This is a genomic window from Kitasatospora sp. DSM 101779 (assembly GCF_025655475.1).
Taxonomy (GTDB): domain Bacteria; phylum Actinomycetota; class Actinomycetes; order Streptomycetales; family Streptomycetaceae; genus Kitasatospora.
The window spans coordinates 6,690,170-6,714,403 of the sequence record NZ_JAHTIK010000001.1 but is presented as its reverse complement, the minus strand read 5'-3'; the positions used below and the strand labels follow the sequence as shown (position 1 = coordinate 6,714,403).

The following is a 24,234-nucleotide window of genomic DNA, read 5'->3' as shown; positions in this document are numbered from 1 at the left end:
GGGAACTACGGCGTTCACCCCAGGGGCGCGGGGAACTGCGCAGTCCGGGATCGGCGTCACGACGGTTCAGGGCAACCCCTGATTGCACCGTGACCCTCCTCCGGCTTGCGCAGTTCCCCACGCCCCTCGGCGGGTGCCGTCTGAGGGATTCCTAGAGGATGTCGCCCGGGGCGTACTTGGCGGCCTCCGGGTAGGCGTCCGCGACGGCCTCGACCCGGCGGACGACCTCGGCGACCTGGGCGCCGGCCGCACCGGTGAAGGAGAGCCGGTCGGCGAGCAGCGCGTCCAGCGCGGCCCGGTCGAGCGGGATGCGCTCGTCCTCGGCGAGCCGGCCGAGCAGCGCGTTCTCGCGGGCACCCTCGCGCATGGCGAGCGCGGAGGCGACGGCGTGCTCCTTGATGACCTCGTGTGCGGTCTCCCGGCCGACGCCGGCCCGCACCGCGCCCATCAGCACCTTGGTGGTGGCCAGGAACGGCAGGTAGCGGTCGAGCTCGGCCTCGATGACGGCCGGGAAGGCGCCGAACTCGTCGAGGACGGTGAGGAAGGTCTCCAGCAGGCCGTCGAAGGCGAAGAAGGCGTCCGGCAGGGCGACCCGGCGGACGACGGAGCAGGAGACGTCGCCCTCGTTCCACTGGTCGCCGCCGAGCTCGGCGGTCATCGAGGCGTAGCCGCGCAGGATGACGGCGAGGCCGTTGACGCGCTCGCAGGAGCGGGTGTTCATCTTGTGCGGCATCGCGGAGGAGCCGACCTGGCCGGCCTTGAAGCCCTCGGTGACCAGCTCGTGGCCGGCCATCAGGCGGATGGTCTTGGCGAGGCTGGAGGGGGCGGCGGCGAGCTGGACGAGGGCGGAGACGACCTCGAAGTCGAGCGAGCGCGGGTAGACCTGGCCGACGCTGGTGAGCACGTGGTCGAAGCCGAGGTGGCCGGCGACCCGGCGCTCCAGCTCGGCGAGCTTCTCGGCGTCGCCGCCGAGCAGGTCGAGCATGTCCTGGGCGGTGCCGACCGGGCCCTTGATGCCGCGCAGCGGGTAGCGGGCGACGAGCTCCTCGAGGCGGTGGAAGGCGACCAGCAGCTCGTCGGCGACGGTCGCGAAGCGCTTGCCGAGGGTGGTCGCCTGGGCGGCGACGTTGTGCGAGCGGCCGGCCATGACGAGCTCGCCGTACTGGGCGGAGAGCCGGCCGAGGCGGACGAGGACGGCCACCGTGCGGTCGCGGACGTGCTCCAGCGACTGGCGGATCTGGAGCTGCTCGACGTTCTCGGTGAGATCGCGCGAGGTCATGCCCTTGTGGATCTGCTCGTGCCCGGCGAGGTCGCTGAACTCCTCGATGCGGGCCTTGACGTCGTGCCGGGTGATCCGCTCGCGGGCGGCGATCGACTCGAGGTCGACCTGGTCGATCACGCGCTCGTAGTCGGCGACGGCGCCGTCGGGGACCTCGATGCCGAGGTCCTGCTGAGCCTTGAGGACGGCGAGCCACAGGTGGCGCTCGAGGACCACCTTGTGCTCGGGGGACCAGAGCTGGGCCAGGGTCGCCGAGGCGTACCGGTTGGCCAGGACATTGGGGATCTGGGGCTTCGCGCTCACGCTGGGCAAGCCTAACAGCCGAGGTCGAGGCGGCCCGCGCCGCCCGTCGCCGCGCCCCGGTGTCCGGACGGGCCGGGCGTCTCAGCGCTCCGCGAGCAGCGGCAGCACCTGGCGGCACAGCTGCTGGAGGGCGGTGCGCTGCTCCGGGTCCAGGCTGGCGAAGGCCTCGTGCGTGCGGACCATGTCGGAGCGGATCAGGTCGAGCACCTCGCGGCCCTGACCGGTGATGCCGACGATCTTGACCCGGCGGTCGCCGGCCGCGGCCTCGCGGTGGGCGAGGCCGAGCGCCTCCAGCCGGTCGACGATGCCGGTGACGTTGGAGGCGTCGCAGCCGAGCCGGCCGGCCAGCGCGCGCATCGGCACCGGCTCCTGGACGGCCTTGAGCGCCTTGGCCTGCGAGGAGCTGAGCCCGTGCCGGGCGGCCGCGGCGGCGAAGTCCTGGAAGTAGGCGGCACCGACGGCCGCCATCGACTCCATCAGGTCGGCGGCGGACGGTGCGGTGGTGGACGCTGTCGTGGCCATGCGGCCAGCGTACGCCGGTATTCTTCAGCGGCTCAAGATTTGAGGACGGCAAGCACTGCGTGGCGCGCGGCACACCGGCCGCGCGCCCGCGCCCCGTCGGAGCGCAGACCGATCGGAGCGCAGACCGATCGCCGACCGATCCGAGCACCGACCGCTCAGAGCACCAACTGCTCGAAGAGGTGCCGCAGCTCGCCCTCCGGGTCGCCGGTCAGCCCGGTGTGCACGGGCCCCGGCTGCAGGACGGCGCTGCGCGGCGCGGTCAGCCAGCGGAACCGCTGCCCCGGGCTGTCCCCGGCCGCGGGCCCGGCGGCCTCGCCGCCCGCGCAGACGGCCTCCACGCCGTGCAGGGCGCGGCGGACGGCGTGCACGTCCGCGACCGGGTCGAGCGAGAGCAGCCGGCCCTGGTCGAGGTGGGTCCGGGCGCCCAGGTAGCCGGACTGCCGGCAGTACAGCAGCACCCCGACGTTGATGAACTCGCCGCGCTCCACCCGGGGAACGGCGCGGATCACCGCGTACTCGTAGTCGTCGCGCGTCGGCTCGGCCATCAGCCGGCCACCTCCGGAAGCCAGTCGTGGCGGCCCGCCAGCCGGGCCGTCAGCAGGTCGCGGTACGCGGCTCGGACCGCGTCGGGCGAGTCGAAGCCCGGCTCGTCGGCCAGCCAGACCTCGGGGACGGCGGCGACCGCGGCCTCCAGTGCCGCCGGTACGAGCGGGGCGAGTTCCGCGTCGGCCGCCTTGAGGTCGGGGTCGGCGCGCAGCAGGGCGTGGTCGCCCGCGTCGTAGCGCCGGCCCGCCCAGGCCGCGGACCCGGCCCAGTGGTGATGGAAGATCAGGGTGGCGCCGTGGTCGATCAGCCGCAGCCCGCCGGCCGCCATCAGCATGTTGGGGTTGCGCCAGGACCGGTCGACGTTGCCGGTGAAGGCGTCGAACCAGAGCACCCGCCCGGCGAGCGCGGGGTCCACGTCGAAGCAGAGCGGGTCGAAGTTGAGGGCACCGCTGACGAAGGCCATGCCGAGGTTCGCGCCGCCGCTGGCCCGCATCTGGTCCTGGATCTGGTGCTCGGGCTCGCTGCGGGCGAGCACCGGGTCGAGGTCGAGCAGCACGAGCTCGGGCACGGGCAGCCCGAGACCGCGGCCGAGCTCGCCGGCCAGCACCTCGGCGATCAGCGCCTTACGGCCCTGTGCGGCACCGCACCACTTGAGGACGTACAGCCGCCGGTCGTCGGCCTCGACCAGGCCGGGCATGGAGCCGCCTTCTCGCAGTGGCGTCACGTACCGGACCGCCGTCACCTCGGGGAGCATCCGGCCAGCCTATCGGCGCCCGGCTACTCCCCGTGCCGTGCTGCGGTGGCAGGGCCCGTTCGTCCGTGCGAGTTTGGGGGAAAACGATGTCCCGGCACGGCACGGACGAGCACGTAAGGGATGGACGATGGAGCGACCCAGAATCGTCATCGTGGGCGGCGGTTTCGCCGGCCTGGAGTGCGCACGCCGCCTGGAACGCAAGCTCGCGCCGGCGGAGGCCGAGATCTCCCTGGTCACTCCGTTCAGCTACCAGCTCTACCTGCCGCTGCTGCCGCACGTCGCTGCCGGGGTGCTCACCCCGCAGTCGGTCGCGGTCTCGCTGCGCCGGACGCTGCGGCGCACCCACATAGTGCCGGGCGGTGCGATCGGGGTGGACCCCCGGTCGAAGGTGATCGTGGTCCGCAAGATCACCGACGAGGTGGTGGCCGAGCGCTACGACTACCTGGTGCTCGCCCCCGGAAGCGTGACCCGCACCTTCGACATCCCCGGGCTGCGGGACTACGCGCGCGGGATGAAGACGCTGGCCGAGGCCGCGTACGTGCGCGACCACGTGATCGCACAGCTGGACCTCGCCTCGACCACCCTGGACCAGCGCGAGCGGGAGTCCCGGCTGCAGTTCGTGGTGGTCGGCGGCGGCTACGCGGGCACCGAGACGGCGGCCTGCCTGCAGCGGCTGACCACGGCGGCGATCCGCCGCTACCCGCGGCTGGACCCGCGGCTGATCAAGTGGCACCTGATCGACATCGCGCCGAAGCTGATGCCGGAACTCGGCGACAAGCTGGGCACCACGGCCCTGGAGATCCTGCGCGGACGCGGGATCGAGGTCTCGCTCGGGGTGTCGGTGGCCGAGGTCGGCGCCGAGAACGTCAAGTTCACCGACGGCCGGCTGCTGCCCTGCCGCACCCTGATCTGGACGGCCGGCGTGGTCGCCAGCCCGCTGATCGCCACGCTGGACGCGGAGACCGTCCGGGGCCGGATCGCGGTGACCGCGGAGATGCGGGTGCCGCAGTTCGACGGGGTGTTCGCGCTCGGCGACGCCGCCGCCGTACCGGACCTCGCCAAGGGTGACGGCGCGGTCTGCCCGCCCACCGCCCAGCACGCGGCGCGGCAGGGCAAGGCGGCCGCCGACAACGTCGTCGCCGCAATGCACAACCAGCCGCTGGAGCCCTACTACCACAAGGACCTCGGCCTGGTCGTCGACCTTGGCGGCAAGGACGCCGTCTCCAAGCCGGCGGGTATCGAACTGCACGGCCTGCCCGCCCAGTTGGTCGCCCGTGGGTACCACCTGATGGCGATGCGGACCAACTCCGGCAAGTTCCGGGTCGGCGCCAACTGGCTGCTGAACGCGACGGCCGGCGACGACTTCGTCCGCACCGGATTCCTCGCCCGGCAGCCCGCCCGGCTGCAGGACTTCGAGTACACCGACGCCTATCTGACGAAGGACCAGGTCCGCGAGCACGCACAGATGCTGCTCGCCAAGGGATCCGCCACCTGACGGAGGGTCAACGACACCTGTCGGGTGAATCCGGCAGTCGGACCGAACCCGGCGCTACCGCCCTGACCTGGGCGGCAGCGCCGACACGCGTCGTGTGGTGATTGTCTGACCACGGACGGTGCGCATGACTACCGTCCGGCAGCATGCGATCACTCTCCCTGCCCCGCCGCCGTACCGTGCTCTCCGCCGCCGCCGTGGCCACCGCCGGGGCCGCGCTCGCCCGACCCGCCGCCGCAACCGCGCTCGCCGCCCCCGCCGCCGGAATGCCGAGTGACGCCGTGGCCGCGCGGGAGATCCGCGACGAGTTCGTGCACAGCTGGGAGGGGTACAAGCAGGCCGCCTGGGGCTACGACGAGGTCCGGCCGGTCTCCGGCGGCAGCAACGACTTCTTCGCCGACGGGCGCACCTTCGGCCTGTCCATCGTCGAGGCGCTGGACACCCTGTGGCTGATGGAGCTGGACGACGAGGTCGCACGTGCCGCCGACTGGATCGAGCGGGAGCTCGACCCGGCCCAGGACGCCGACGTCCAGGTCTTCGAGACGATCATCCGGCTGGTCGGCGGCCTGGTCGCCGGCTACCTCTGCACCGGCCGGCAGCCGCTGCTGGACCGCTGCCGCGAACTCGCCGACCGGCTGCTGCCCGCCTTCACCCGCTCCCCCACCGGCATGCCCTACCGGTACGTCAACCTGCGCACCGGGGCGGTGTCCGGCAGCACCAGCCCGCTCGCCGAGATCGGCTCCAACATCCTCGAGTTCGGCATGCTCTCGAAGCTCACGGGCAACCAGAAGTACTGGGACGCGGCGAAGCGCGCCATGCGGGCGGTCTTCGACCGGCGCTCCGCGCTCGGCCTGCTCGGCACCTCGCTGAACATCGAGACCGGCCGCTGGACGGACACCACCTCCTGCGCCCCCAACCCGCCGGTCGACTCCTACTACGAGTACCTGTGGGCCGGCGCCGAGCTCTTCGGGGACGGCGAACTCGGCGACTGGTACCGGCTGCTGACCGGCTCCGTGCTCCGCTACCAGCTGGAGCACCGGGGCGGCTACGCCTGGTACAAGCAGGTCGACTACGCCACCGGGCGGACGACGGGCCGCGGCGCCTCCGAGCTCGGCTCCTTCTACCCCGGGCTGCTCGGCAAGGGCGGCGACCTGGACGCGGCGGTGGACTACTACAACACCTGGACGATGATCCTGGACAACAACCCGGTGGTGCCGGAGGCCATCGACTACGGCAACGCCACCGTGCGGTCGGGCCGCAACGACCTGCGGCCCGAGTACGTCAACGCCTCCTTCGACCTGTGGATGCTCACCGGCGGGCAGCGGTACAAGGAGACCGCCTACACCTACTTCGCCGGGCTGCGGGACAACCTGCGGGTGCCGGGCGGCTACACCGTGGCCGAAGACGTCACCGTCACCCCGCTGCGGCGCGGCGACCTGACGCCGGGCTACTGGTTCGCGGAGAACCCCAAGTACCTGTACCTGATGTTCGCGGCGGCGCCGCGCTTCGACTACCGCTCCGGGCTGCTGTCCACGGAGGGCAAGCTGATGCGCGGCGCCGTGCGCTGAACCCCCTCAGCGGGCCGTCAGGTACATCCCGGTGGCGTCCCGGCCGGGCGTGTTGCGGCAGGACCAGTTGCCGGTCGGCTGCGCGTTCAGCAGGGTCAGGCAGCGGCCGAGGGCCAGCTGGGCGTAGTGGTTCGGGTGGAAGGACTCCTGCAGGGCGCCCTGGGTGGTGGTGCCCATGTCGAGGAAGCGGGCCCACTCGCTGGTGGTCGCGGACGGCGCCGTGCCGGGCGCCGCCAGCCGGGTCGCGGTCGAGCAGACCTCGCGGCCCTGCAGGAGGTCCCGCAGGTCGAGGAACTGCACGCCCTTGGCGGCGGCGACGGCGGCCAGCCGGGCCGAGATCTGCGGGACGAGCGAGTCGCGGGCCCAGTCGGCGTCGAGGTTCCAGAACGGGCAGCCGCCGGTGTTGGTGCGGCTCCAGCCGCTCTCCGGGTAGCGGTTCTCAGTGCTGCGCGGGATCGGCGACGGGTAGGACTGCAGCACCACCCGGTAGGAGGAGGGCGCGTAGCCGGCGGCGGACATCACCGCGCGGACCTCGTCCACGGCCTTGCCGACGCCGGCCATCGCGGCGTCCATCTTCGCGTCCACGGCGGCCTGCTGGTCGTCATGGCAGTAGGACCACCAGATCTCGTAGTCCTGGACGCAGGTCGAGATCACGTCACTGAAGCCCAGGTCGTTGCCGCCGACGGAGAGCGTGATCAGCTTGACGGTGTTCTGCGCGGCGACGGCGGCCAGTTGGTCGGCCTGCGGGGCCTCGCCCTTGAAGGACTGCCCGCCGTTCGCGGCGCGGAAGACGTTGGCGGTGGTGGCGCCGGAGCAGGCGAGGTTGATCTGGGTCTGCGCGAGGCCCGACGCGGAGCGGACCTCGGCGGAGTCGGAGCGGTCACAGCCGGAGGCGTAGGTGGTGCCGTAGACCCGGGTCGGGTCGTAGCCGCTGCCCGTCCAGGCGCGGTCGGTGCCGTCGCGGCTGCCGCTGGTGGTGTCGCTGTTGCCGTCCCAGCGTCCGGCTTCGCCGGAGATGTAGCTGTCGCCCATCGAGACGACGGCGGTGGGACCGGCGGCGGCCGCCGGGGTGGCGGCGGTGACCAGCATCGGCAGGGCGAGGGTCACGGCCCCGCACAGGGCGGCGAGCCGCCGGGCGCCGGGTCTTCTGCGGGCGGTGGTGCTTCTTCTGGCAGGGCGGATCTCGGGCACGGCGAAACTCCTGCGGACGGCCCCGCACTGTGGGTGCGCGGGGCTGGTGAGGGTGGACCGCCGGCCGGTGGCGCGATGAAGATGGCATGGACGCGGTTATTACCGCCAGGTATCTGCATGCCACAATTCGGACAGTGACGGGGTTTCTCCCTGCGTCACCGCCCCCGCACTCGCCACTCGCCGGCCCCTCGCCGGCCCCTCGCCCGATCCGCCGCGGATCCGCCCTGCTCAGACCCCTCGCGCGCCGACGCGGCCCGCCGCGAGCACCTCCGCCACGTCCGCCGCCAGCCGATCCGCCTCACCCGGCTCCAGGCCCGCGACGCAGAGCCGGATCGCCGGCTCCGAGTGCAGCCGGAACCGGGCACCGGGCGCGGGCACCCAGCCGCGCTGCACCAGCCCCGCCACCGCCGCCGTCTCGTCCCGCACCGGGATCCACACGTTCAGCCCGCTGCGCCCGTGCGCAGCGACGCCGCGGGCGGCCAGCGCCCGCAGCAGGGCGTCCCGGCGCTCGCCGTAGGCCGCCGCCACCCGGGCGACCGGCGCGGCGTCGCTGCGCCACAGCTCGGCGACGGCCCGCTGCAGCAGGTGGCTGACCCAGCCGGCGCCCAGGCGCTGCCGCCCCAGGATGCGCCCGACCGTGTCCTCGTCGCCGATCGCGACGGCGAGCCGCAGGTCCGGGCCGTAGGTCTTCGCCGCCGAGCGCACCAGCAGCCGGTACTCGGTGATCGGGACGCCGTCCGGCCCCGCCGCCAGCGACTGGAACGGCAGGTCGACCATGCCGTGCCCGTGGTCGTCCTCGATCAGCAGGACGCCCGGACTGCCGGCGATCACCTCGCGCAGGGCCGCGGCGCGGGCCGGACTCAGAGCGGCGCCCGTCGGGTTCTGCGCCCGGCTGGTGACGATCAGGCAGCGGGCGCCCAGCGCCAGCGCATTGGCCACCTCGACGGGCAGCGGCCCCTCGTCGTCGGTGCGGACCGGCACCGGCCTGAGGCCGAGCGCGGGCACCAGGTCGAGCAGGCTGCCCCAGCCGGGATCCTCCACCGCGACGAGGTCGCCGGGGCGCAGCCGGGCGGCCAGCGCCCGCTCGATGGTGTCGAGCGAGCCGGAGCAGACCGCGATCGGGCCCGCCGGGGCGCCGTCCGACGCGAAGGACGCCCGGGCCAGCTCGACCAGCCCCGGGTCGGCGGGCGGGTGCCCGTACAAGACGGGCTCGCCGGCGGCCGCGGCGGCGAGGGCGGGGCCGAGCCCGGGCAGCAGCGCAGGGTCCGGATTGCCGGCCGAGAGGTCGCGGGCGCCCGGCGGGACGGCGATGCCGACCTCGTCGCGCGGGGTGGTGACCGGACGGGCGCGGACCCGGCTGCCCTTGCGGCCGGCCGTCTCGATCACACCGCGGTCGCGCAGCAGCCGGTAGGCGGCGGCCACGGTGTTCGGATTCACGCCCAGCTCGGCGGCGAGCTCGCGCAGCGGCGGCAGGGCCGCCCCGGGCGCCAGCCGCCCCGCGGCGACGGCCGCCTCGACGTCGGCCGCAATCTCACTGGCCCGCCGACCCTTGATCGGATACTCTCCTAGCACAAAGAAGATTATGCACTAGTGCAGTGAGGTTGTCATGTCGGACACGGCCTACGCCCGGACCCCCCGCACCGTCCCCACCCGATCGCGCGACCGCGCCAGCTGGGACAGGGCGGCCGTGCACGCCGTCCTCGACAGCGCCTGGGTCTGCCACTTCGGCTTCGTCGCGGACGGCGCGCCCGTCGTGCTGCCCACCATCTACGCCCGGGTCGGCGACGCGCTGTACCTGCACGGGTCGACGGGCAGCCGTCCGTTGCGCGGCGCCGGGGCCGACGACGGGCTGCCGGTGTGCGTCACGGTCACGCAGGTCGACGGCATCGTGCTGGCCAAGTCGGCCTTCAACCACTCCGTCAACTACCGCTCGGTGGTGGCCCACGGCATAGCCCGGCAGGTCACCGACCCGGACGAGCTGGCGGTGGCGCTGGACGCGCTGGTCGACCACGCGGTGCCCGGCCGCTCGGCCGACGCCCGGCGCGCCAACGCCAAGGAGCTGGCGGCGACGGCGGTCGTCCGGCTCGACCTGGACGAGGTGTCCCTCAAGTGCCGCGCCGAGGGCGTCAACGACGACGAGGCCGACCTCGCGCTGCCGCACTGGTCGGGCGTGGTGCCGGTGCGCACCGTGTACGGCGCCCCCGAGCCGGACGCGAGCACATCCGGCGCCGTCCCCGGCTACCTCGCGGACTTCGTCGCCGAGGTGCAGCCGTGCTGATCCGCTCGTGGGACCGCGGCGGTGACGCCGAGTGGCGCGCGTGGCTCGCCGAGGGCCGGGACTTCGGGGTGCTCGCCGCCAACGGCCCGCAGGGGCGGGGCCCCGTGCTCGTCCCGACGCACTTCCTGCTGGACGCGGACGCCGGCGAGATCCTGCTCCACCTCGCGGCGCCCAACCCGGTCTGGGCCGCACTGCGGGCCGACCCGCACGCCACCCTGGCGGTGACGGACGACTACGCCTACGCCCCCGGCTACTGGCGCGCCGAGCCGGGCACTCCGACCAGCCTGTACGCCTCGGTGCACTTCCACTGCACCGCCGAGATCGTCGAGGACGCGGCGGGCAAGGCCGAGATCCTCCGTCGCCAGCTGGCGCACTTCCAGCCGGAGGCACCGCTCGCCGTCGCCCCCGGCGAGGAGCCGTTCGGGCCGCTGCTGAGCGGCCTGCGCGGGCTGCGGCTGACGGTCCGCGAGGTCCGGGCGAAGTTCAAGTACGACGACAAGAAGCCGGTGGCCGAGCAGGCGGCACTGGCCGACCGGCTCGCCGAGCGCGGCACCGGGCTGGACGCCGGGGCGCGGGCGCAGCTGCTGCGCCGCAACGCCCTGCGGACGACCGCTCCGGACGACCGCGCCGGCCGGGTGGCGGCGGGCGGGTGACAGGGGGCCGGTGACAGGGGCGAATGACCACGTGCGGACGGCGCCGCCCGGGTGAGGCGCCCGGGTGAGGCGACCGGGTGATGCGTCCGGGTGACCGCCGTCGCCCGCCCGGCCCGGCCCGGCGGGCGGCGGGGGTCCGGAACTGATGGACTGTGGGACGTGCCCTGTCCGTCCGGCCGAGCAGGAGGGCCGCCGACCGCCGAGGAGCCGCTCGCGTGTCAACCCCTCCGCCGCACGCCGAGGACCACCTCGGCCACGTCGTCTTCATCTCGGCCGCGGCCGCGATGGGCGGCTTCCTCTTCGGCTACGACAGCGCCGTCATCAACGGCGCGGTGACGGGCATTCAGCGGCACTTTGAGGTGGGCAACGGCACGACGGCGTTCGTCGTCGCGATCGCGCTGCTCGGCTCGGCGTTCGGCGCGGTGATCGCCGGTCGGCTCGCCGACCACTTCGGCCGGGTGCGGACGATGCTGCTGGCCGCGGTGCTGTTCGCGATCAGCGGCGTCGGCTCGATGTTCCCGCCGAGCATCGGCCTGCTCGGCTTCTGGCGGGTCGTCGGCGGCATCGCGATCGGCATCGCCTCGGTGATCGCCCCGACGTACATCGCCGAGGTGGCACCCACCGCCTACCGGGGTCGGCTGGCCTCCTTCCAGCAGCTCGCGATCGTGCTCGGCATCACCGTCTCCCAGCTCGCCAACTACGCGCTGAACCAGGCGGCCGGCGGCGAGTCCACCAACCACCTCGGCGGTATCCAGGCCTGGCAGTGGATGCTCGGCGTGGAGGCGATCCCCGCGCTGGTGTACGGGCTGATGGCGCTGGCCGTCCCCGAGTCGCCGCGCTACCTGATCGCCGACCGGCGCGAGGAGCAGGCCCGCGAGGTGCTGGCCGAGGTGGAGGGCCCGGACGTCGACCTGGACGCGCGGATCGCCGAGATCCGGGCGGTGCTGCAGGCTGCGCACAAGCCCCGGGCGAAGGACCTGCTGGGCGGGCGGTTCGGCCTGCTGCCGATCGTCTGGATCGGCATCGGCGCCTCCGTCTTCCAGCAGTTCGTCGGCATCAACGTGATCTTCTACTACTCCTCGTTCCTCTGGCAGTCGGTCGGCATCAACGAGTCCAACTCCCTGCTGATCAGCCTCTCCACCTCGATCGTCAACGTGATCGGCACGGTGCTCGCGATGTCCCTGGTCGACCGGATCGGCCGCAAACCGCTGGCACTGGCGGGCTCGGTCGGCATGGCCCTCTCCCTGGGCACCGCCGCATGGGCCTTCTCCTACCGGCAGGGCACCGGCGACAGCGCGACGCTCGACCAGACCTACGCCACGGTCGCCCTGATCGCCGCACACGTCTTCGTGTTCTGCTTCGCCTTCTCCTGGGGCGTGGTGGTCTGGGTGCTGCTCGGCGAGATGTTCCCCAACCGGATCCGGGCGCTGGCCCTGTCGGTGGCGGCCTCCGCGCAGTGGATCGCCAACTGGGCGATCACCGTCTCCTTCCCGGACCTCGCCGACTGGAACCTGTCGGCGACCTACGCCATCTACGCGGGATTCGCGCTGCTCTCCATCCCGTTCGTGGTCTTCTTCATCCGGGAGACCAAGGGCCGGGCGCTGGAGGAGATGGGCTGACGGGTGCGGGCGCCCGCTCACCCGATCGGCACGGTGCGCGTCCCCCGTGCCGTGCGGCCGCCGCGCATAGCATCGTCCCCGCGACTCCCGTCCCGCAGCACGACACTCACAGCTCCACGCTCGCAGCACGGCTCCCGCAGCACCGCTCCCGTACCGTCCGGCGGACCTCCCGGGCCCGCCGCCCGCCGCGCGCACGCGGCCCACCCCACGGAGAGGCCATGGGCAGTTCCCCGCAGAACGTCACCTTCCCCAGCAACGGGGGAACGGCGCACGGCTACCTGGCGATGCCACCGCAGGGCACCGGTCCGGCGCTGGTGGTCGTCCAGGAGTGGTGGGGCCTGACCTCGCAGATGGTGTCGATGGTGGACCGCTTCGCCGCCGAGGGCTTCGTCACCCTCGCGCCGGACCTGTTCGGCGGCGCCACCACGCACGACCGTGAGGAGGCCGCCCGGATGCTGCGTGAGCTGCCGCCCGACCGGGCCGCCCGCGACCTGCGCGGCGCGGTCGACCTGCTGCTCGGGCTGCCGCACGTGGTCGGCGACGCGGTCGGCGTCGTGGGGTTCTGCATGGGCGGCGGGTTCGCCCTGGTGCTGGCCGCGCAGGAGGGCGACCGGGTGGCCGCGGTGGTGCCCTTCTACGGCCTGCCGAGGATCCCCGACTACGACTACCGCGGCCTGACCGCCCACGTGCTCGGCCACTACGGCGAGGAGGACCGCTCGATCCCCCAGGAGGCGGTGGACGAGGCCGCGATGCTCATCGGCGAGGCCACCGACCGGCGGCCGGAGATCCACTTCTACCCCGCCGGGCACGCCTTCATGAACGACGAGAACCCGGCCGGTACCTACGACCCGCTGCAGGCCGACATCGCCTGGCAGCGCACGCTCAGCTTCCTCTGGGGCCACCTGGGCTGACCGCCGGCACCGGCCGGCGGCCGCACCGCTCCCACCGGACGGCGGGCACCGGAAACCGGATGGACATCGCGCGGTGGAACACCGATAGTCTCCGGGTGACCTCCCCCGACTCCCCCGCCGCCGCGCCCACCGGCCCCCGTGCACCCCGCCCGTTCGCCTGGGCCGGACGGAACTTCCGCATACAGACGGCCGCCACCGTGGTCAGCGGGCTCGGCAACGCCGCCGCACCGATCGCCACCGCGTTCGCCGTGCTGGAGGCGGGCGGCTCCACCACCGAGGTGGGGTGGGTGACGGCGGCGCGGCTCGTTCCGCTGGTGCTCTTCCTGCTGGTCGGCGGCGCGCTCGCGGACCGGCTGCCGCGGCACCACGTGATGGTCGCCGCCAACCTCTTCAACGCGCTCTCCCAGGCGGTGCTGGCGGCCCTGGTGCTGTCCGGCGCACCGCCGGTCTGGGCGCTGGTGCTGCTCTCCGCCGCGGGCGGCGCCGGCCAGGCGTTCTACGCGCCCGCCTCTGAGGGCATGATCATGGAGAGCGTGGCCGCCGAGCACGCCGGCAAGGCGTTCTCGGTCTACCGGATGGCGATGAACGGCGCGCAGATCGGCGGTGCGGCGCTCGGCGGCGCACTGACCGCCGCGGTCGGGCCCGGGTGGGTGCTGGTGCTGGACGCGGTCGGCTTCGCCGTCGCCGGCGGCCTGCGAGTCTTCCTGACGGTCGCCCGGGCGCCCCGCGACACCGCCCACGACGGTGGGCTAGTCCACGAACTCCGGCTCGGCTGGCGCGAGTTCGCGTCCCGGCGGTGGCTCTGGGCGGTAGTGCTGCAGTTCTCCGTGGTGGTCGCCTGCGTCGGCGCGGTGGAGACGGTGTACGGGCCGGTCGTCGCCGACCTCCGCTTCGGCGGAGCCCGTGCCTGGGGCCTCGCGATGGCCGCCTTCGGCATCGGCATGGTCGCGGCCGGTGTCCTGATGACCCGCTGGCAGCCGCGCCGCATCCTGCTCACCGGCAACTGGGGCGTCTTCCTCTTCGCACTGCCCGGTCTCGCCCTGGCGGCCCGCGCAGGCCTGCCCCTCCTGGTCGCGGCGATGTTCGTCTCCGGCGTCGGCGTCACCGTCTTCGGCGTCAACTGGATGGTCGCGCTGCAGCAGGAGATACCGTCCGAGATGTTCTCCCGGGTCAGCGCGTACGACCACCTCGGCTCGATCGCGCTCACCCCGCTCGGCACCGCGCTGGCCGGGCCCGCGGCCGACGCGCTCGGCCTGGACGGCGCGCTGTGGACCTGCGCCCTCGTCACGCTCGTGCTGGCCGCCGCCGTCCTCGTCGTCCCCGAGGTCCGCCGGCTCACCCGCCCGGCGCCCTCGCCCGCCCCGGCGGCCGCCCCCGAGCCGGTCTGCGTCTGAGCAACCGGCACAGCCGGTGGCGCGTCCTTCACCGGTACAGACCGAGGGGGACCGCGTGCCGGACGCACCGCTGCTGTACATCGACGTCGACGGCGTGCTCAACCCCGCCGACCCGTACCCGGAGGACGGCTTCCGACGGCACGAACTGCTCGGGTACGAGGTGCTGCTCTCACCGGTGCACGGCGAGTGGCTGCGGGAGCTCTCCGGCAGCTACGAGCTGTGCTGGGCCACCACCTGGCAGGACTCCGCCAACGAGCACCTCGCACCGCTGCTCGGCCTGCCCGAGCTGCCGGTGGTGGGGGTCAACCGGTACGTCCGGCAGCCCGGCGACCCGCGGATGCGGCTCGCCGAGCTGTTCTCCGGCTTCAAGTGGGCGCCGATCCTCCGGCACGCGGCGGGCCGTCCCTTCGCCTGGATCGACGACGTCATCCCGCCCCGGCTGGTCCGGAACTCGCTCCTGCGCCGGGACCGCCTGCTGATCCCCGTCGACCCCCACCAGGGCCTCGAACGCCACCACGTCGACCGCCTGCTCCGACGTCCGCCCACCGGCCGCCGTCGTCACTGGTCCACCCCGGGCGGGACACGGGTGGCCTGGTGGTAGTACATCCGCCAGCCGCCGTCGCGGCCCCTGCGCCAGATCGAGCTGTGCCGGCTGTGGCGCTCGCCGAGCACCGTCTCGAACGTCAGGTGCACCAGCCCCGGCGCGAGCCGCACGCCCGTGATCTCGGAGGGCTCGTAGCGGGGACCGTCCGCCGAACTGCCCGGGTGCCCGGCCAGCTCCGCGAGCATCGTCGCGTACGTCCACCGCCGCCCCGAGCCGCCGACCTCCACGAACTCCGGGTCGAGGAGCCGCCCGGCGAGCTCCGGCGAGGAGCGCACCCGCGGATCCATGAGCTGCAGCTCCCCCGCGATCGCCTGTTCCACCTCGTCCGCCGCACTGTCCATGGACACATCCTCCGCACGGCCACCGCCCCCACCGCAACCCGATAGGGAGCCGGCCGTCAGGCGGTGGGCAGCCAGCTGACGTGGCCGGCGAGCAGGGCGTAGCCGACGAAGGCGACCGTGTCGATCAGGGCGTGCGCGACCACCAGCGGCATCACCCGGCCCCAGCGGCGGTAAAGCAGGCAGAAGACCACGCCCATCACCATGTTGCCGACGAGCCCGCCGACGCCCTGGTACAGGTGGTACGACCCGCGCAGCACCGAGCTGGTGACCACCGCCGCCGGCCAGGACCACCCCAGCTGGCCGAGCCGCCGCAGCAGGTAGCCGACCACGATCACTTCTTCAAGGACGGCGTTCTGCCAGGCGGAGCCGATCAGGACGGGGACGCGCCACCACACGTCCGGCAGGCCGGAGGGGGCGACGGTGAGGTTGAAGCCGGCGGCCTGGGCGGCGAGGTAGAGGCCGAGGCCGGTGCCGCCGATCGCGGCGGCGACCAGTGTGCCGCGTCCGAGGTCCCGTGCCTTGTCGCGGAGGTCGAAGCCGAGCACCCGCAGCGAGGTGCCCTCCCGTACCAGCAGGTAGCCGACCAGCACGACGGGCATGAGTCCGCGGGCGATGTAGTAGAGCTGCCAGGCGAGGTCGATCCAGGGCCGGCCCGGCGCGCGGGAGCCGTTGAGGGTGGCGACCTGCTGGCCGAGGGCGATCGGCTGGGTCAGCGAGTCGGCGAAGCTGATCAGGGCGGCGATGCCGCTGGCTCCGAGGGAGAGGCCGAGCACGATGAGCAGTTCGACGCCGAGCAGGCGGCGGGCCGGGGTGCCGGTCTCCGGCTCGGTCGTAACGCTGGTCACCTGGTCTCCCGCGCGGCGGCTCGCTCCCCGCGGCCGGCCGGCGCGCGGGCCCGGCGGCGCGGACGGCCTCCGGGCCGATCATCCTCGCACACGCGGATGAGAGCGCCCCGCCGCGAGCGCCGGCCACGGGCACCGGTCGCGGGCGGCGGGACGCTGCAGCTCAGCCGACCGGCCAGGTGTGCACGGGTTCGCCGGTGCGCATGTACTCCACGTACCTCCTGGTCATCGCGGCGATGGCGGCGGTGCGGTCCATGCCGAAGTGCTCGCGCAGCCGGTGCACGGTGGCGGCCTGCCAGGAGGCGCCGTTGGTGCGGCGCAGGCAGCGCTGTTCGATGACACCGAGGTAGCGGTCGCGGTCGGCGGGTTCGATGCCCCACTCGTCGAGGCCCTGGTGGGCGAGCGGGAGCAGCTCGTTCAGCACGAGCTCGGTGACGGGGGTCGGGGCGGTGCCGCCGCGGCCGGCCCGTCCGTGCCGGGGCCAGTGCAGGACGGCGTCGATGCCGTGCCGGGCCGCGGTGTGGAAGTTCTCGTCGGCGCGTTCGAAGGGCAGCCTCGTCCAGACCGGCCGGGACTGTTCGGCGAGGACGCGGACCAGCCCGTAGTAGAAGGCGGCGTTGGCGAGGACGTCGGTGACGGTGGGGCCGGCGGGCAGGCAGCGGTTCTCCACCCGGAGGTGGGCGATGCCGTCGGCCACGTCGTACACCGGGCGGTTCCAGCGGTAGATGGTGCCGTTGTGGAGCCGCATCTCGGCGAGCTTCGGGACGCCGCCGGAGGCGAGCACCTTGACCGGGTCCTCGTCGTCGCAGATCGGCAGCAGGGCCGGGAAGTAGCGGAGGTTCTCGGCGAAGAGGTCCAACGCGGAGTCGACCCATCGCTCCCCGAACCAGGTGATGGGGCGCACGCCCTGCGCCTTGAGCTCCGCCGAACGGGTGTCACAGGCCTGCTGGAAGAGCACCGGGCGGGTCTCGCGCCACAGTTCGCGGCCGAACAGGAACGGCGAGTTGGCGCCGAGCGCGACCTGGCAGGCGGAGACCGCCTGGGCCGCGTTCCACACCGGTGCGAACTTCTCCGGTGTGACCTGCAGGTGGAGTTGGAGCGAGGTGGCGGCCGCCTCGGCCACCATCGAGACCGACTCGACCGCGAGGTGCTCGACGCCCTCGATGTCGAGGGCGATGTCCTCGCCGCGGGCGGCCAGGATCTGGTCGCTGAGCAGGCTGTAGCGGTTGTTGTGGGACATGCTGTCCAGGCCGGTGTGGTCCAGGTCGAGGGTCGGCAGGATGCCGACCATGACGATCCGGGCGCCGGCCTCGGCGGCCTGCCGGTCCGCGTACCGCAGGCAGGTGTCGACCTCCTCGCGGAGCTCCTCCAGGACGTGCCCGCCGAGCCGCCGAGGGGCCACGTTGACCTCGATGTTGAACCGGCCCAGCTCGGTCTGGAAGTCGGCCGACGCGATGGACTCCAGGACCTGCGAGTTGCGCATGACCGGCATGCCCTGCTCATCGGCCAGGTTGAGCTCGATCTCCAGGCCCATCATCGCTCTGGGGCGGTCGAAACGTCCCTCGCGCAGCATCCGCTCGAGCACGTCCAGACAGGACTGGAGCTTGCGCCGGTACAGCTGCCGGTCGGACAGTTCAGCGCGAGTGGCCGCGACCTTCTCGCCCATGAGCGTCCTCCTCCCCTAGGTCGACCGTGCATGCATCATGCCCATCCGGAAGATCGATAGCCCGAGGTCCCGAACGCGGTGGCGAGGCCTGGAACTGACGGACCGTCAGCCAGGAGCGGACTTGCCGCCCCACACCGAACGTGATAAGAAGGTCACCCTGCGCACCTGTTCGAGTAGAATTCGCACTGCGCTCCCGGCCGGTTTCCCGCCGCACGACAACCTCGTGCACGCGTGGTTCCGTGCCCGCACCGCGATCATGCCCAACCGGACACGGCCCAGGTCCCGCCACGCCGGTATGCCGCACTCGCACGCCGATCTCGCACAGAGAGGCGACCCGCCATGACTCTGCAGACCCCCCAGCCACCGCCGAGCGCCCTGCGCGCCGTGCTGGCCGCCCTCGACGACGAGGGTGCGCTGAGCAAGCCCGCAGCCGCCGCGCTGCGCCATACCGCCGGTCCGCTGCTCCCCGCGCATCCGCTGGCCGTGTACGTGCTGGAGGGGACGGCGCTGGGCACCGCGCGGCGCACCGGCTGGCGGTTCCTGATCAAGCAGGGCAGCGGCGCCGTCGTCGCGGCCGCCGAGGTGACGGAGACGGCCGCCGGGCACACCTTCTCGCACTTCGCGGCCGGCCCCTACCTCGACTCCACCGTCCAGGCGCTGCGGCAGGCCTGGCAGCTGGCGCAGGGTTCGCGGACGATCCGGCTGCCGCGGCTGCTGACGATGCCGGGGCACTACGCCACGGCGCTGTGGTTGAACGGTTCGGCACCGGACGGCGGGGACGACCTGCTGATCCCGCTCTCCCCCGCGCCGCTCGGGGTGACGGCCCACCGGATCTACCGGGCGGGCGAGTTGCTGGCGGCGCTCGAGCGTCCGCCGCTCGGCGGCGCGGCGATGCTGCTCAGCCAGAGCTGATCCTCCGCGGGCCCGGCCCGCCGGAGCCCATCCGCCGGACCGCACCCTCGCATCACCCGGACGGGCCATCGGTTCTGACCTACCAGGGTCAGAAACCCGGTGGCCCGTCCGGCCGTTCCGGCGCCGGTCGGCCGCCTGAACGGGTGATCTCCCGCAACGGGTTGTGGCTCATGTCACAAAAAGGCTGCGGGAATGACCCGGGATGCCGACACTGGGAACCAGCGGATGTGGGGGCTTGTCCTACCCACCGGAGCGCCGGTTCACACCTGGGCCGGCGAGGATGATCCGCCGGCAGGGCGGCGCGCCACGGGGGGTGCCGTGCGGCGGGGCAGGATCCGAGCGAAGCGAGGGTACGAGCTATGTGCCAGCACCGTCCTGAGTGTCCTTCGGCCGAGTCGGCCGACCGTGAGGCGGCCGTACCGGTGGCCCGCCACCCCGAGCAGGGCTGGAGCCTGCTCTGCAACGGCGTCCTGCTCTTCGAGGACACCGGTGAACTGCTGCCCGACGGCCGGGTGATCGCGCCGCGGCGCCCGCTCGCCGTGGCGGCCTGACCGACCCGGCACGACCCGGCACGACCCCGGTACCGGCGGCCGCCGCGCGCACCGGCGGCACGCCGGTCCGGAACGCCACGAGGGCCCCGGAGGATGCGTCCTCCGGGGCCCTCGCGTCCTGCGCTACCGGCTCAGTTGCCGTACTCGTCCAGCGGCGGGCAGGAGCAGACCAGGTTGCGGTCGCCATAGGCGCCGTCGATCCGGTTCACCGGCGGCCAGTACTTGTCCGCGGGGTTCACGCCGGCCGGGAAGACCGCCTCCTCGCGGGTGTACGGGTGCTGCCAGTCGCCGGCCAGGTTGGCGGCGGTGTGCGGGGCGTTGCGCAGCGGGTTGTCCTCGGCGGACCACTCGCCGGAGCCGACCTTCTCGATCTCCGCACGGATCTCGATCATCGCCTCGCAGAAGCGGTCGATCTCGTGCAGGTCCTCGGACTCGGTGGGCTCGATCATCAGCGTGCCGGCCACCGGGAACGACATGGTCGGGGCGTGGAAGCCGTAGTCGATCAGGCGCTTGGCCACGTCGTCGACCGTCACGCCGGTCTCCTTGGTGAGCGGGCGCAGGTCGATGATGCACTCGTGCGCCACGAGGCCGCCGGGGCCGGTGTAGAGCACGGGGAAGTGCGGGGCCAGCCGCTTGGCGATGTAGTTGGCGTTCAGCACGGCCACCTGGGTGGCGTGCTTGAGGCCCTCGCCGCCCATCAGGCGGACGTACGACCAGGAGATCGGCAGGATCGCCGCCGAGCCCCAGGGGGCGGCCGAGATCGGGCCGACGCCGGTGGCCGGGCCGGCCTCCGCCTGCAGCGGGTGGTTCGGCAGGTACGGCGCGAGGTGCGCGCGGACCGCGACCGGGCCGACGCCCGGGCCGCCGCCGCCGTGCGGGATGCAGAAGGTCTTGTGCAGGTTCAGGTGCGACACGTCGGCGCCGAACTTGCCCGGCTTGGCCAGGCCGACCAGCGCGTTGAGGTTGGCACCGTCGACGTACACCTGGCCGCCGGCCTCGTGCACCATGGCGCAGATCTGGGTGATCTCGGTCTCGTACACGCCGTGGGTGGACGGGTAGGTGACCATCAGCACCGAGAGCTGGTCGCGGTGCTGCTCGATCTTGGCCTTGAGGTCCTCGACGTCCACGTCGCCGTCGACCAGGGTCTTGACCACGACGACGCGCATACCGGCCATCACCGCGGAGGCGGCGTTGGTGCCGTGCGCGGAGGACGGGATGAGGCAGACGTCGCGCTGGGTGTCGCCGTTGGCCAGGTGGTAGGCGCGGACGGCCAGCAGGCCGGCCAGCTCGCCCTGGGAGCCGGCGTTCGGCTGGATGGAGACGGCGTCGTAGCCGGTGACCTCGACGAGCTGCTGCTCCAGGCCGTGGATCAGGCTGAGGAAGCCCTGCACCTGGTCGGCCGGGGCGAAGGGGTGCAGCTGGCCGAACTCGGGCCAGGTGACCGGCTCCATCTCGGTGGTGGCGTTGAGCTTCATGGTGCAGGAGCCCAGCGGGATCATGCCGCGGTCCAGCGCGTAGTCGCGGTCCGACAGGCGGCGCAGGTAGCGCAGCATGGCGGTCTCGGAGCGGTGGCTGTGGAAGACCGGGTGGGTGAGGTACTCGTCCTCGCGCAGCAGGGCGGCCGGCAGGGCGTCGGCGGTCTCGTCGAGCTCGCCGCCGGCGACGCCGAACGCGGCCCAGAGGGCGGCGACGTGCTCGCGGGTGGTGGTCTCGTCGCAGGAGATCGAGACGGTGTCGGCGTCGACCTTGTGGATGTTGATGTTCGCCTCGAGGGCGGCGGCGACGACCTCGTCGGCGCGCTGCGGGACGCGTGCGGTGACGGTGTCGAAGAAGGCGCCGTGCGCGAGCTCCACGCCGCCGGCACGCAGGCCCGCGGCGAGCGCGGCGGCGTAGCGGTGGGTGCGGCGGGCGATGTCCGCGAGGCCGTCGGGGCCGTGGTACACGGCGTACATCGAGGCCATCACGGCGAGCAGCACCTGGGCGGTGCAGATGTTGCTGGTGGCCTTCTCGCGGCGGATGTGCTGCTCGCGGGTCTGCAGGGCCAGGCGGTAGGCGCGGTTGCCGTCGGCGTCGACGGAGACGCCGACCAGGCGGCCGGGCAGGTTGCGGGCGAACTCGGCGCGGACGGCGAGGTAGCCGGCGTGCGGGCCGCCGAAGCCCATCGGCACGCCGAAGCGCTGCGAGGTGCCGCAGGCGATGTCGGCGCCCATCGAGCCCGGGGACTTGAGCAGGGTGAGGGCGAGCAGGTCGGCGGCGACGGCGACGACCGCGCCGAGGCCGTGGGCCTGCTCGATGACCGGGGTGAGGTCGCGGACGGCGCCGCCCGCACCCGGGTACTGGAGCAGCACGCCGAAGACGCCGCGCTCGGCGATCTCGGCCGGGATGCCCTCGGACAGGTCGGCGACGACGACCTCGACGCCGGTCGGCTCGGCGCGGGTCTCGATGACGGCGACGGTCTGCGGCAGGGTGTCGGCATCGATCAGGAAGACGCCGCCCTTGACCTTGGTGACGCGGCGGGCGAGCGCCATCGCCTCCGCGGCGGCGGTGCCCTCGTCGAGCAGCGAGGAGCCGGAGGTGGCGAGGCCGGTGAGGTCGGAGACCAGGGTCTGGAAGTTCAGCAGCGCCTCGAGGCGGCCCTGCGAGATCTCCGGCTGGTACGGGGTGTAGGCGGTGTACCAGGCCGGGTTCTCCAGCACGTTGCGCAGGATCACCGGCGGGGTGAAGGTGCCGTAGTAGCCGAGGCCGATCATGGAGGTGGCGACCCGGTTACGGCCGGCCAGCTCGCGCAGCTCGGCGAGGACCTGGGCCTCGCTGCGGCCGGCCGGCAGGTCCAGCGCGGTCAGGCTGCGGATGGCCTCGGGGACGGCCGCGTCGGCCAGCTCGTCCAGCGATGCGAAGCCCACCTGGGCGAGCATCTTCTCCTGGGCGGCGGCGTCGGGGCCGATGTGGCGGGTCTCGAAGGGGCTGGCCTGCTCGAGCTCGGTGAGGTTCGGCTGGGCGTTCATGGGGGTCGAGGCCTCCTGGTCACGGACCGGCGGGGGTACGCACGCCGGTCGGCCGCCGTGGGGAGCCGAGACGCACGAACCCGTCAGGCCTCCCCCTCTGTCATCGGTACCTGAGAGCTTCGCCGTCCCGACGCCCGAGGGCATCTCGTCGGCTTGCACCGTCGGTGAGGGTGGTGCCGACGGCTCCTGTGCCGGCGGTCCTGCCCTGCTTTCCAGAGTGACCTGGCCCACGCGGTACGGGTGCCTGAGAGATTCCGGGGAGGAGTTGCTCCTTCGGCGCCCCTTCCCCCAGCTCAGCGGGGTCGGGGACTCTCCCGCGCGGGCTCGGCGGTCGCCGCCCAGGGTACCAGCGGGACCACCTGGAATGACGGGCGCTGTGACGGGCGTCCCACCGCCGCGGCGCGGGTCCGCGGGGCGGCGGTGGCGGGCGCACGGACCGCGGCCCTCCCCCGGACGGCCGATCGGCGGCCCGGACGGGCGCTGCCGGCTCGCCGGTGACCGGTTCATGGCGTTCTGTGTAGATGGCGTCTGGTCAGCTCCTCCAGCCGTCCCGACCTCCGCGTACACACAGGAGCAGCAGCTGGAGGACAGCGTGCAGACCGATATCGATCCGCGAGACCTGATCGGGCACAAGGCGGTCGACCGGAACGGTGAGAAGATCGGCACGGTCGACGAGGTGTATCTCGACGACGCGACCGGTGAGCCCGAGTGGGCCGCGGTCCGCACCGGGATCTTCGGCCGGGACGCCTTCGTCCCGCTGACCACCAGCGAGTTCTCGGGCGAGGAGTTGAAGGTCCCGTACGACAAGTCGCTGGTGAAGGAGTCCCCGGACTTCGGCGTGGGCCAGCACCTGTCGCCCGCGCAGGAGTTGCAGCTCTACCGCTACTACGGGCTGGACACCTCCGGCAACGGCCGGCCGGGCGCGGAGGCCGCCCTGCCGCCGTCCGCGGAGCGTCCCGGCGACGCCGACTTCGGCGCGGTCGCGCAGCCCGCGCCGGAGCAGTCGGCGGCGCACGGCCGGCCGGCCGCCAACGGCCACGGCCGGACGGACCACGCCGACGGGCAGCACGGTGGCGCACGCCACGACGGGCCCCGCCAGGACGGTGCCCGGCCTGACCGTTCCCGGCAGGACAGCTCGGAGAACACCATGCAGCTCCCGGTGGTGCCGGCCGGCGGCAGCGTCCGTCCGCCGGTGGCGCCGACCGCCGCGCAGCGACCCGAGCAACCCGAGCGGCCCGAGCGGCAGCAGGGCGGCAAGGCCTCGGCGCACGGACCGGTCGAGATCGTCTGCCGCGAGGAGCGGCTGGACATCAGCACCGAGTGGCACGTGCTGGGTACCGTCCGGCTGCGCAAGTACGTCACCTCGGAGGCGGTGGAGCGCCGGGTGCCGGTGGTGCGCGAGCGGGTGCGGGTGGAGCGGGTGCCGGTGAGCGACGCCGAGCGGGCCGCGCTCAGCGACCAGGAGATCGCCGAGGCCGTCGAGGAGGTGACCCTGCGCGAGGAGCGGCCGGTGGTGCGCAAGTACCTGGCTCCGGTCGAGCGGGTGCGCCTGGTGGTCGAGCGGTACACCGAGGAGGAGATCGTCCGCGAGGAGCTGCGGCGCGAGCAGGTCGAGGTGCACGACGGGACCTCGCACCAGTCGTACGGCCCCCGGACGGCCGACCACGCCGACGCTGCGGCCGGGCACGCACCGGCGAACGGTCAGCAGGCCCAGGGGCAGCCGGCGCCCGGTCAGCCCGCACACGGGCAGGCCGCGCAGGGGCAGCCGGCGCCGCACGCGTCGGGCCCGGCGCCCGTCCAGGT

At 73.4% G+C, this 24,234-nt stretch carries 21 protein-coding genes and 1 riboswitch; of the genes, 11 read left to right on the top strand and 10 right to left on the bottom strand.

Features of this window, described 5'->3' with window-relative positions:
* Positions 1-151: 151 nt before the first annotated feature.
* The 4 genes from purB to KSNIM_RS30530 all read right to left on the bottom strand — a co-directional run bounded on the left by purB (position 152) and on the right by KSNIM_RS30530 (position 3,404).
* A complete protein-coding gene (purB, locus tag KSNIM_RS30545; protein ID WP_263106353.1) occupies positions 152-1,591 on the bottom strand; it encodes an adenylosuccinate lyase in 1,440 nt (479 codons plus the stop codon).
* Positions 1,592-1,663: 72 nt separating this feature from the next.
* The gene (locus KSNIM_RS30540) at positions 1,664-2,104 is read right to left on the bottom strand and encodes a MarR family winged helix-turn-helix transcriptional regulator (RefSeq protein ID WP_263106352.1); all 441 of its coding nucleotides are present in this window, start codon (positions 2,102-2,104) and stop codon (positions 1,664-1,666) included.
* A gap of 155 nt (positions 2,105-2,259) precedes the next feature.
* Positions 2,260-2,649 carry a DUF3037 domain-containing protein gene (locus KSNIM_RS30535; RefSeq protein ID WP_263106351.1) on the bottom strand — a complete coding sequence of 130 codons (390 nt, stop codon included), beginning with the start codon at positions 2,647-2,649 and terminating at the stop codon, positions 2,260-2,262.
* Positions 2,649-3,404, bottom strand: coding sequence for a HipA family kinase (locus tag KSNIM_RS30530; RefSeq protein ID WP_263106350.1), 756 nt, complete (start codon positions 3,402-3,404; stop codon positions 2,649-2,651). The genes KSNIM_RS30535 and KSNIM_RS30530 overlap by 1 nt, the downstream gene beginning before the upstream one ends.
* Before the next feature lie 127 nt (positions 3,405-3,531).
* Between KSNIM_RS30530 and KSNIM_RS30525 the strand changes: the two genes are divergently transcribed.
* A complete protein-coding gene (locus tag KSNIM_RS30525; RefSeq protein WP_263106349.1) occupies positions 3,532-4,899 on the top strand; it encodes an NAD(P)/FAD-dependent oxidoreductase in 1,368 nt (455 codons plus the stop codon).
* Between the two features lie 143 nt (positions 4,900-5,042).
* Positions 5,043-6,464, top strand: a complete 1,422-nt coding sequence (locus KSNIM_RS30520) for a glycoside hydrolase family 47 protein (RefSeq protein WP_263106348.1) — start codon at positions 5,043-5,045, stop codon at positions 6,462-6,464.
* 6 nt (positions 6,465-6,470) lie between these two features.
* Here KSNIM_RS30520 and KSNIM_RS30515 read toward each other — a convergent pair whose 3' ends face one another.
* Positions 6,471-7,571, bottom strand: coding sequence for a GDSL-type esterase/lipase family protein (locus tag KSNIM_RS30515; protein ID WP_317634074.1), 1,101 nt, complete (start codon positions 7,569-7,571; stop codon positions 6,471-6,473).
* Positions 7,572-7,883: 312 nt separating this feature from the next.
* Entirely contained in the window at positions 7,884-9,227 is a 1,344-nt protein-coding gene (locus tag KSNIM_RS30510; RefSeq protein WP_263106347.1) for an aminotransferase class I/II-fold pyridoxal phosphate-dependent enzyme, read from the bottom strand.
* A 34-nt stretch (positions 9,228-9,261) separates the two neighbouring features.
* On the opposite strand from KSNIM_RS30510, the gene KSNIM_RS30505 reads away from it, so the two are divergent.
* The 6 genes from KSNIM_RS30505 (at position 9,262) to KSNIM_RS30480 (ending at position 15,111) form a co-directional block, all read left to right on the top strand.
* The gene (locus KSNIM_RS30505) at positions 9,262-9,933 is read left to right on the top strand and encodes a pyridoxamine 5'-phosphate oxidase family protein (RefSeq protein WP_263106346.1); all 672 of its coding nucleotides are present in this window, start codon (positions 9,262-9,264) and stop codon (positions 9,931-9,933) included.
* Positions 9,927-10,586, top strand: coding sequence for an FMN-binding negative transcriptional regulator (locus KSNIM_RS30500; protein ID WP_263106344.1), 660 nt, complete (start codon positions 9,927-9,929; stop codon positions 10,584-10,586). Before KSNIM_RS30505 ends, KSNIM_RS30500 begins: the two co-directional genes overlap by 7 nt.
* A 215-nt stretch (positions 10,587-10,801) precedes the next feature.
* Entirely contained in the window at positions 10,802-12,205 is a 1,404-nt protein-coding gene (locus KSNIM_RS30495; protein ID WP_263106343.1) for a sugar porter family MFS transporter, read from the top strand.
* Positions 12,206-12,423: 218 nt separating this feature from the next.
* Positions 12,424-13,116, top strand: coding sequence for a dienelactone hydrolase family protein (locus tag KSNIM_RS30490; RefSeq protein ID WP_263106342.1), 693 nt, complete (start codon positions 12,424-12,426; stop codon positions 13,114-13,116).
* A 95-nt stretch (positions 13,117-13,211) separates the two neighbouring features.
* Positions 13,212-14,510 carry an MFS transporter gene (locus tag KSNIM_RS30485; protein ID WP_263106341.1) on the top strand — a complete coding sequence of 433 codons (1,299 nt, stop codon included), beginning with the start codon at positions 13,212-13,214 and terminating at the stop codon, positions 14,508-14,510.
* Between the two features lie 55 nt (positions 14,511-14,565).
* A complete protein-coding gene (locus tag KSNIM_RS30480) occupies positions 14,566-15,111 on the top strand; it encodes an HAD domain-containing protein (protein WP_263106340.1) in 546 nt (181 codons plus the stop codon).
* On the opposite strand, the gene KSNIM_RS30475 is transcribed toward KSNIM_RS30480, so the two are convergent.
* The 3 genes from KSNIM_RS30475 to KSNIM_RS30465 form a co-directional block, all read right to left on the bottom strand.
* On the bottom strand, positions 15,069-15,455 hold the full coding sequence (locus tag KSNIM_RS30475; protein WP_263106339.1) for a nuclear transport factor 2 family protein: 387 nt from the start codon (positions 15,453-15,455) through the stop codon (positions 15,069-15,071). The genes KSNIM_RS30480 and KSNIM_RS30475 overlap by 43 nt on opposite strands.
* Before the next feature lie 56 nt (positions 15,456-15,511).
* Entirely contained in the window at positions 15,512-16,300 is a 789-nt protein-coding gene (locus KSNIM_RS30470) for a CPBP family intramembrane glutamic endopeptidase (RefSeq protein WP_263106337.1), read from the bottom strand.
* 160 nt (positions 16,301-16,460) lie between these two features.
* Complete coding sequence (locus KSNIM_RS30465) at positions 16,461-17,963, bottom strand: glutamate-cysteine ligase family protein (protein WP_263106336.1); 1,503 nt, start codon at positions 17,961-17,963, stop codon at positions 16,461-16,463.
* Positions 17,964-18,302: 339 nt separating this feature from the next.
* Between KSNIM_RS30465 and KSNIM_RS30460 the strand changes: the two genes are divergently transcribed.
* Both KSNIM_RS30460 and KSNIM_RS30455 read left to right on the top strand, forming a co-directional pair.
* The gene (locus tag KSNIM_RS30460) at positions 18,303-18,875 is read left to right on the top strand and encodes a hypothetical protein (RefSeq protein ID WP_263106335.1); all 573 of its coding nucleotides are present in this window, start codon (positions 18,303-18,305) and stop codon (positions 18,873-18,875) included.
* Between the two features lie 359 nt (positions 18,876-19,234).
* Positions 19,235-19,426, top strand: coding sequence for a DUF5999 family protein (locus KSNIM_RS30455; RefSeq protein ID WP_095876357.1), 192 nt, complete (start codon positions 19,235-19,237; stop codon positions 19,424-19,426).
* 131 nt (positions 19,427-19,557) lie between these two features.
* Here the strand turns inward: KSNIM_RS30455 and gcvP are convergent, their stop codons facing one another.
* Complete coding sequence (gcvP, locus tag KSNIM_RS30450; protein WP_263106333.1) at positions 19,558-22,431, bottom strand: aminomethyl-transferring glycine dehydrogenase; 2,874 nt, start codon at positions 22,429-22,431, stop codon at positions 19,558-19,560.
* 222 nt (positions 22,432-22,653) lie between these two features.
* Positions 22,654-22,758: riboswitch (glycine riboswitch) on the bottom strand.
* Positions 22,759-23,023: 265 nt separating this feature from the next.
* On the opposite strand from gcvP, the gene KSNIM_RS30445 reads away from it, so the two are divergent.
* On the top strand, positions 23,024-24,234 hold a 1,211-nt coding region (locus KSNIM_RS30445; protein ID WP_263106332.1), incomplete at its 3' end, for a PRC and DUF2382 domain-containing protein.

Coding starts and splice junctions, on each gene's coding strand:
- KSNIM_RS30520 (WP_263106348.1), top strand. CDS start 5,043: ATGCGATCACTCTCCCTGCCCCGCCGCCGTACCGTGCTCTCCGCCGCC.
- KSNIM_RS30460 (WP_263106335.1), top strand. CDS start 18,303: ATGACTCTGCAGACCCCCCAGCCACCGCCGAGCGCCCTGCGCGCCGTG.
- KSNIM_RS30530 (WP_263106350.1), bottom strand. CDS start 3,404: ATGCTCCCCGAGGTGACGGCGGTCCGGTACGTGACGCCACTGCGAGAA.
- KSNIM_RS30540 (WP_263106352.1), bottom strand. CDS start 2,104: ATGGCCACGACAGCGTCCACCACCGCACCGTCCGCCGCCGACCTGATG.
- KSNIM_RS30455 (WP_095876357.1), top strand. CDS start 19,235: ATGTGCCAGCACCGTCCTGAGTGTCCTTCGGCCGAGTCGGCCGACCGT.
- KSNIM_RS30475 (WP_263106339.1), bottom strand. CDS start 15,455: ATGGACAGTGCGGCGGACGAGGTGGAACAGGCGATCGCGGGGGAGCTG.
- KSNIM_RS30535 (WP_263106351.1), bottom strand. CDS start 2,649: ATGGCCGAGCCGACGCGCGACGACTACGAGTACGCGGTGATCCGCGCC.
- gcvP (WP_263106333.1), bottom strand. CDS start 22,431: ATGAACGCCCAGCCGAACCTCACCGAGCTCGAGCAGGCCAGCCCCTTC.
- KSNIM_RS30525 (WP_263106349.1), top strand. CDS start 3,532: ATGGAGCGACCCAGAATCGTCATCGTGGGCGGCGGTTTCGCCGGCCTG.
- KSNIM_RS30465 (WP_263106336.1), bottom strand. CDS start 17,963: ATGGGCGAGAAGGTCGCGGCCACTCGCGCTGAACTGTCCGACCGGCAG.
- KSNIM_RS30505 (WP_263106346.1), top strand. CDS start 9,262: ATGTCGGACACGGCCTACGCCCGGACCCCCCGCACCGTCCCCACCCGA.
- KSNIM_RS30490 (WP_263106342.1), top strand. CDS start 12,424: ATGGGCAGTTCCCCGCAGAACGTCACCTTCCCCAGCAACGGGGGAACG.